Source organism: Micromonospora sp. NPDC049799 (assembly GCF_040656655.1).
In the GTDB taxonomy this organism is placed as follows: Bacteria; Actinomycetota; Actinomycetes; order Mycobacteriales; family Micromonosporaceae; genus Micromonospora.
This window is the reverse complement of the sequence record NZ_JBFAMU010000254.1, coordinates 1-7151: the sequence shown is the minus strand read 5'-3', so window position 1 is coordinate 7151 and position 7151 is coordinate 1. Positions and strand designations below refer to the sequence as shown.

The window sequence follows — 7151 nt, the reverse complement described above, 5'->3', positions numbered from 1 at the left end:
GTGCCTGCGCCGGCGGTGCCTGCGCCGGCGGTGCCTGCGTCGGCGGTGCCTGCGTCGGCGGTGCCTGCGTCGGCGGTGACGGTCGGCACCAGCACGTCGATGGGCTCGTCCATGGACACTTGTCCGACACCGTACAGCGCGGCGGCGGAGCGACCGGCGATCGCCGAACCGGCGGGAACCAGCCAGCGGAGTGCGGCCCGACAGCGGTGGCGGTGGGTGACCGGGAGGACCGCGTCGGCGTAGACGTCCCGGAACAGGGACCGCCACGCCGAGCTGCGGAGATCGTTGCGCGTGAGTAGACCGCGCGACACGGCTGTCGAACCACGGAAGATCCGCCCGCGCAGTTGGGGCGGGCGTCGGGGCGCCTTCGGCATGCCGTCCACGGTGCCGGAAAGGACCGCGCTCTCGCTGTCCCCTGTGGATAACCCGGCGCCGTCGTCCATGATCGTGCTCGAACAGCGAAGTAGTGGCCTCCCGGAGGGATGGAGGCCACTACTTCATGGATCGAGCGCGATCTTGCGGGTCAGCCCGCCCGACGCGCGGGGCGGGGGACAGGGGGCGGGGTCAGGCGGCGGTGGACCAGATGGCCTGGAAGGCCGCCGCCTCGCCGGCCAGCCACTGTTCGATCTGGTCGGCCCTGGCGCTCTCGGGCATGTGGTGGGCCTGGCCGCGGCGGACGTCGACCAGAACCGGCTCGGCGTGCGGCAGCACCGCGTCCATGTGGCGGGCCATCAGGTGCAGGGTGGCGAGCACCGCCTCCTCGCTGGGCGGGGCCTCGTCGAAGTGCAGTCGGACGGCCTGCACGCGACCGTCGGCGTGGCGTACGCCGAAGTGGGGGTTGATCTTGACTGGCAGGTCGCCCAGCATGGCCAGTGCGTCCCGGGTCTGGGCGAGGTCGACGTCGCGGGGCTCGCCCAGCGAGTGCAGCCAGGCGGTCGCTCCCGGGACGAGGGCCTGGTAGAGCGGGCGCCAGCGGGGCTTGACCACGTCGACCACCTGGTCGAGGTGGGTGCCGCCGGTGTGGAAGGCGATGTCGGCCTTGAGCGCCTTGACGAACTGGCCGTGCGGGTTGAAGCCGGAGCGGCTGGCCCGCTGCTTGCGCAGCCCGCCGACGAAGGTGGCCTTGGTGGGCCCGGTGCGGTCGACGTAGCGGGTGAACCCGAGCAGGGTGGCATAGGGGGTGAGCGGGGCGGTGGAGGTGGGCGCGGTCACGGGCGTCCTCCCAGGTCAACAACTCGATTAGTACATACATTCTAATCGACGGGGGTGACATCGCCCAGGCCTCCGGAGGACTTCCGGCGTGGGTTGTGCGGGCCGTCCCCACGACCCGATCGACCCGATGTGGGTTCACCGGGGGAGACGGGGCATCGGCGCCGGTGATCATTGGCTAGAGTGCGGGCTCCCATCGTTCTTTCGGAGCACAGATGACATCCCTCACGGCCCGTTGGCCGCGCCTCGTCGCCGCCGTGGCGGTGCTGGCCACGACCGCACTCTTCAGTCCCGCGGCGCCCGCCCGCGCCGCGGACCCGTTGCCGGACCTGTTCGTCTCGTTCACCACCGAGCCGGTGGCGGAGATCGACAACAGCGGCGCGCACATCGGCATGTACGTCTACAACTACGGCGAGGCCCGGGCCACCGCGGTCACCGTCACCCTCGACCTGAGCGAGGTCTCCGACCGGGTCGTCGCCTCCGTTCCGGAGTGGACCGACTTCTGCAAGCTCGAGGGCGAGAAGGTCACCTGCCGCATCGGGGTGCTCGAGGCGGGCCAGATCGAGACGGTGTACCCGCTGGCGCTGGCCAGCCGCCAGGGTGCCGCACCCGGCGACGCCGGCTCGGTCGGTGTCACCATCGACGGCGCGGAGGACGACGCGAACCCGGGCGACAACACCACCACGTTCCCGGTGACGGTGCGTCTGTCCGGCCCCGACCTGGTCGCCGCCGCCAAGGATCTGAACAGCGCGGCGGCCCCGGTCGGCCCCGGTGACACCGCTCCACTGCACACCGGCGTCTTCAACGAGGGCGACAGCGACGCGACGGACTTCACGGTCTCGGTCCACGCCCCGACCGGCGCCACCTTCGCCGAGCGCTACAGCGACTGCACCTACACCGACTACTACCCGAAGGACATCGGTCCGCCCTACGTGTACGGGCCGAGTGTCGTCACCTGCGTGGTTCCGCTCACCCTGGCACCCGGCGACGGCCTGCTGTTCTTCGACGAGCAGACCGGCACGTCGTTGTTCAACCTGACGTTCGGTCGTAACCTGGCCGGTCCGGAGGAGAACTACGGGCTGTTCACCGTCGCCCTCGCCGAGGAGGCCCGCGCGGCGAAGGCGGGCACGCGTGTCAAGGGCACCGGGCCGTCGTTCGCCACTGCCGCTCGTGGGCTGCACGCGAAGGCCGTGAAGGCCGGTCTCGCCCGGCAGAGCGTCGTGCAGCGCGAGCTCGACGACCAGGACAACTTCGCGGACTTCCGGTTCTGGAGCAAGCCCAACACCCTCGACGTCGCCGTCACCGCCAAGCCGGTCGCGGGCGCGGTCGGGCAGACCGTCGACCTCACCTACGAGGTCGTCAACAACGGACCGTCGGACGGCGGTGGTCCCGGCGTGCTCATCACCGCGCCGACCGGCACGGTCCTGCTGCCCGCCGAGTGGTGCTACACCGACGGCACCCCGGGGCGGACCGAGCCCGAATCGGCGAAGCTGCGGTGCAACTTCGAGAGTGAGTTCCCGTCCGTCGCCTCCGGCTACGGCAGGATCACGGCCACGGTCAAGCTGAAGATCAAGTCGGCACCGGGCGCCGACGGCACGATCGTCGTCGACGGCGCCACCTCGTCCACCGAGTCGAAGCCGGCGAACAACACCGCCCGCATCGTCTTCGCCTCCGGCGGCGGTTCCGGCGGGGACGACGACGGCGGCTCCGGCGGCGGGCTGCCGGTCACCGGCGCTCCGGCGATGGCCCTCGCGGGCACCGGTGTCGCCGTGCTCGCGCTCGGTGCCGTCCTGCTCGTGCTGTTCCGCCGTCGCCGCATCGTGCTGCAGGCGCCGCGCGACTGATCAGCGCCAGTACACCCGGCGGGGGGGGGGGGGGGGGGGCCCCCCCCCCCCCCCCCCCCCCCGCCGATCCGTGTGACGGGCTCAGAGCTGACCGACCGAGGTGATCCGGACGACCGCGGCACCCGCCTCGTCGGAGGCGGCGAGGTCGACCTCGCCGCTGATGCCCCAGTCGTGGTCGCTCTCCGGGTCGTCCAGGATCTGCCGGACCGTCCACCGGTCCCGGCCCTGCTCGATCATCAGCAGCGCCGGTCCGCGCGCGTCCGGGCCGACCCCGATCCCGTCGTACGACTCGAAGTACGGCTCCAGCGCGTCGGCCCAGGCGTCGGCGTCCCACCCGGACGCGGCGTCCAGCTCGCCCAGCAGGTCCCAGCGGCGCAGGGCGGCCAGCTCGACCCGGCGGAACAGCGCGTTGCGCACCAGCACCCGGAAGGCCCGCGCGTTGCGGGTGACCGCCGGCGGACGGTCGTCGAGGGCGGCCTGCGCCGAAGCCACGTCCGACGGATTGCGCAGCCGCTCCCACTCGTCGATCAGGCTGGAGTCGACCTGGCGGACCAGCTCGCCCAGCCACTCGATGAGGTCGACCAGCTCCTCGGTCTTGGCGTCCTCCGGCACGGTCTGCCGCAGCGTCTTGTACGCGTCGGCGAGGTACCGCAGCACGAGGCCCTCGGACCGGGTGAGGGAGTAGAACTGCACGTACTCGGTGAAGGTCATCGCCCGCTCGTACATGTCCCGGACGACGGACTTGGGGGAGAGCTGGTGGTCGGCGACCCAGGGGTGGCCCTGCCGGTACATCTCGTACGCCGCGTCCAGCAGCTCCGCCAGGGGCTTGGGCCAGGTGACCTCGTCGAGCAGTTCGAGGCGTGCCTCGTACTCGATGCCCTCGGCCTTCATCGCGGCGACCGCCTCGCCGCGGGCCTTGAACTGCTGCGCGGAGAGCACCTGGCGCGGGTCGTCGAGGATCGACTCGATCACCGAGAGCACGTCGAGGGCGTACGAGGGGGACGCCACGTCGAGCAGCTCGATCGCCGCCAGGGCGAGCGGCGACAGGGGTTGGTTGAGGGCGAAGTCGAGCTGGAGGTCGACGGTGAGCCGGACCCGTCGGCCGGCCTCGTCCGGCTCGTCGAGCTGCTCGACGACCCCACCGGCGCGCAGCGCCCGGTAGATCGCGATGGCCCGGCGGATGTGCCGGCGCTGGGCGGCCCGGTCCTCGTGGTTGTCGGTGAGCAGGTGCCGCATCGAGGCGAACGCGTCGCCGGGACGGCCGATGACGTTGAGCAGCATCGAGTGGCTGACCTGGAAGCTGGAGGTCAGCGGCTCCGGCTCGGCCTCGACCAGGCGCTGGAAGGTCGGCTCACCCCAGCCGATCGAGCCCTCCGGCGGCTTCTTCTTGACCACCTTGCGGCGCTTCTTCGGGTCGTCGCCGGCCTTGGCGAGGGCCTTCTCGTTGTCGATGACGTGCTCGGGGGCCTGCACGACGACCCGGCCGAGGGTGTCGAAACCGGCCCGGCCGGCCCGCCCGGCGATCTGGTGGAACTCGCGGGCCTTGAGCAGCCGGGTGCGCACCCCGTCGTACTTCGACAGGCCGGTGAACAGCACGGTGCGGATCGGTACGTTGATGCCGACACCGAGGGTGTCGGTGCCGCAGATGACCTTGAGGAGACCGGCCTGGGCGAGGGTCTCCACCAGGCGGCGGTACTTGGGCAGCATGCCCGCGTGGTGCACGCCGATGCCGTGCCGGACCAGCCGGGACAGGGTCTTGCCGAAGCCGGAGGTGAACCGGAAGTTCCCGATCGCCTGGGCGATCATGTCCTTCTCGGCCCGGGTGCAGACGTTCACGCTCATCAGCGCCTGGGCGCGTTCCAGCGCGGCGGCCTGGGTGAAGTGCACGACGTACACGGGTGCCTGCTTGGTCTGGAGGAGTTCCTCCAGGGTCTCGTGCAGCGGGGTCATCGCGTACGAGAAGAGGAGCGGGACCGGCCGCTCGGCCGAGCGGACGACGGCGGTCGGCCGGCTGGTGCGCCGGGTCAGGTCGTCGACGAATCGGGTGGTGTCGCCGAGCGTGGCGGACATCAGGACGAACTGCGCCTGCGGCAACTCGATCAGCGGCACCTGCCACGCCCAGCCCCGGTCCGGCTCGGCGTAGAAGTGGAACTCATCCATGATCACCTGGCCGACATCGGCCCGGGTGCCCTCCCGCAGGGCGAGGTTGGCCAGGATCTCCGCCGTGCAGCAGATGATCGGCGCGTCCGCGTTGACGCTGGCGTCACCGGTCAGCATGCCGACGTTCTCCGCGCCGAACACCTCGCAGAGCGCGAAGAACTTCTCCGACACCAGCGCCTTGATCGGCGCGGTGTAGAAGGTGGTGCGACTGTCGGCCAGGGCCGCGAAGTGCGCCGCGATCGCGACCAGGCTCTTACCGGAGCCGGTCGGCGTATTCATGATCACGTTGGCGCCGGAGACGATCTCGATGACCGCCTCCTCCTGATGGGGATAGAGGTCGAGGCCGCGCTCGGACGCCCAACCGGCGAACGCGTCGAACAGGGTGTCGGGGTCTGGGCTCTTCGGCAGCGCGGCGGTGAGTGTCATGGCGCGTCCATGGTGCCTGGATCATGACCCCGCACGCCAACCGGGGCGGTCACCGACGGTGGTAGACCAGATCCGCGATCGGCCGGCCGGCGACCAGGGCGCGGCGCTCGAACTTCGTCACCGGGCGGTGCGCCGGGCGCGGGGCGAAGCCGTCGTACGCGTTCACCAGCCCCGGATCGCCGTCGAGGGTGTCCCGCATCGCCTCGGCGTACTCGGCCCAGTCCGTCGCGCAGTGCAGCGTGCCGCCCGGCCGCAGCCGGGAGCGCAGCAGCGCCACGTGGGTGGGCTGGATGATCCGCCGCTTGTGGTGCCGGGACTTCGGCCACGGGTCCGGGAAGAACACGTGCACCGCGTCCAGCGAGCCCTCCGGCAGGCCCCGGACCAGGTCGAGCGCGTCCCCCTCGGCCACCCGCACGTTGCGCAGCCCACGCTGCTCGATCAGGTCCAACAGGTTGGCGATTCCGGGCGTGTGCACCTCGACCGCCAGATAGTCTCGATCCGGGTCGTTCGCGGCCATCGCGGCGGTGGTGTCGCCCATCCCCGAACCGATCTCCAGCACCAGCGGCGCCCGGCGGCCGAACAGGGCGGCCGGATCCACGCCGGTGGCGGGGGCGTCCGGCACGAGCAGGCCGTAGAGCGGCCACAGCCGCTCCAGCGCCGTCGTCTGGCGGCCGCTCATCCGGCCACGGCGCGGGTGGAAGGTGCGGATGCTCCGCGGGGCGGTGGCGGCGTGCGCGTCGGTGGAGGTCACAGCCATCCGAGCGTACGCGACGACTGCGCCGTATCGGATGTGATGTTCGCCCGGGGATGAGAGGATCCATCCCGTACGACCAAACGGGTGCGACGCGTACGCCGGGAGGGGGTTGTGGTGACGGTGACCCGCGGTGGCCTGGCGCTGTCGATCATGGCCGCCCTCGTCGGTCCGCTCCTCGCGGCCGGCCCGGTCGGCGCGGCGCAGCCGCAGCCGCAGCCGTCGCAGCCCGGCCCGGCCGTCTTCGTCGAGGTCAGCCCGAGCACGGTCGAACCGGGCTACCTCGTCGGCATCAAGGCCAGTTGCCGGGACAACTCGGTCCCCGCGACCGTGGTCTCCGACGCGTTCGGCCGCGTGCAGGTGCAGCCGCAGCGCGGCCTGCTCACCGCCGCGCCGATGGTCCGCGACCGCACCCGTCCGGGCAACTACCGGGTCAAGCTGGAGTGCCGGGACGGCGAGACCGCCTCGACCATGCTGCAGGTGGTGAAGAAAGTGCCGTCCAGCCGTGGCCCGGCAACCGGGTTCGGTGGCGGGGCCGGCGGCTTCACCGGTGGGCTGCTGCTCCCGGGCGGGGTCGCCCTCACCGTGGTCGGGCTGGTCCTCTGGGTGGTGTCGGCCCGCCGGCCCCGTGGCGTCGCCCGGCGCTGACCATCGCCATGACCACCTCCTCGTCCCCGGACCGGGTCGCCACCGCGGCCCGGCGCCGGCCCGGCCGGAGCCCCTGGTCGGTGCCCCTCGCGGTGGTGCTGGTGCTGGTCGGC

5 protein-coding genes and 1 pseudogene are annotated in these 7151 nt (G+C 71.9%); 2 read left to right on the top strand and 4 right to left on the bottom strand.

Annotated elements, in window-relative coordinates; all coding sequences use genetic code 11:
• Both AB0I76_RS18785 and AB0I76_RS18780 read right to left on the bottom strand, forming a co-directional pair.
• Positions 1-443 (bottom strand): annotated as a pseudogene (locus tag AB0I76_RS18785) (hypothetical protein); the annotation flags it as partial.
• A 121-nt stretch (positions 444-564) separates the two neighbouring features.
• Entirely contained in the window at positions 565-1212 is a 648-nt protein-coding gene (locus AB0I76_RS18780; protein WP_357036771.1) for a hypothetical protein, read from the bottom strand.
• A 212-nt stretch (positions 1213-1424) separates the two neighbouring features.
• On the opposite strand from AB0I76_RS18780, the gene AB0I76_RS18775 reads away from it, so the two are divergent.
• The gene (locus AB0I76_RS18775) at positions 1425-3053 is read left to right on the top strand and encodes a peptidase (protein WP_357036768.1); all 1629 of its coding nucleotides are present in this window, start codon (positions 1425-1427) and stop codon (positions 3051-3053) included.
• An 81-nt stretch (positions 3054-3134) separates the two neighbouring features.
• Here the strand turns inward: AB0I76_RS18775 and AB0I76_RS18770 are convergent, their stop codons facing one another.
• Both AB0I76_RS18770 and trmB read right to left on the bottom strand, forming a co-directional pair.
• Positions 3135-5639, bottom strand: coding sequence for a DUF3516 domain-containing protein (locus AB0I76_RS18770; RefSeq protein WP_357036765.1), 2505 nt, complete (start codon positions 5637-5639; stop codon positions 3135-3137).
• Positions 5640-5688: 49 nt separating this feature from the next.
• Positions 5689-6396, bottom strand: coding sequence for a tRNA (guanosine(46)-N7)-methyltransferase TrmB (gene trmB / locus AB0I76_RS18765; protein ID WP_357036763.1), 708 nt, complete (start codon positions 6394-6396; stop codon positions 5689-5691).
• A gap of 108 nt (positions 6397-6504) precedes the next feature.
• Here trmB and AB0I76_RS18760 point away from each other — a divergent pair, with 108 nt between their 5' ends.
• On the top strand, positions 6505-7038 hold the full coding sequence (locus AB0I76_RS18760) for a hypothetical protein (RefSeq protein ID WP_357036774.1): 534 nt from the start codon (positions 6505-6507) through the stop codon (positions 7036-7038).
• The last annotated feature ends 113 nt before the right edge of the window (positions 7039-7151 follow it).

Excerpts from the sequence above, each read along its gene's own strand:
- AB0I76_RS18775 (WP_357036768.1), top strand. The coding sequence starts at position 1,425 with ATGACATCCCTCACGGCCCGTTGGCCGCGCCTCGTCGCCGCCGTGGCG.
- AB0I76_RS18770 (WP_357036765.1), bottom strand. The coding sequence starts at position 5,639 with ATGACACTCACCGCCGCGCTGCCGAAGAGCCCAGACCCCGACACCCTG.
- trmB (WP_357036763.1), bottom strand. The coding sequence starts at position 6,396 with ATGGCTGTGACCTCCACCGACGCGCACGCCGCCACCGCCCCGCGGAGC.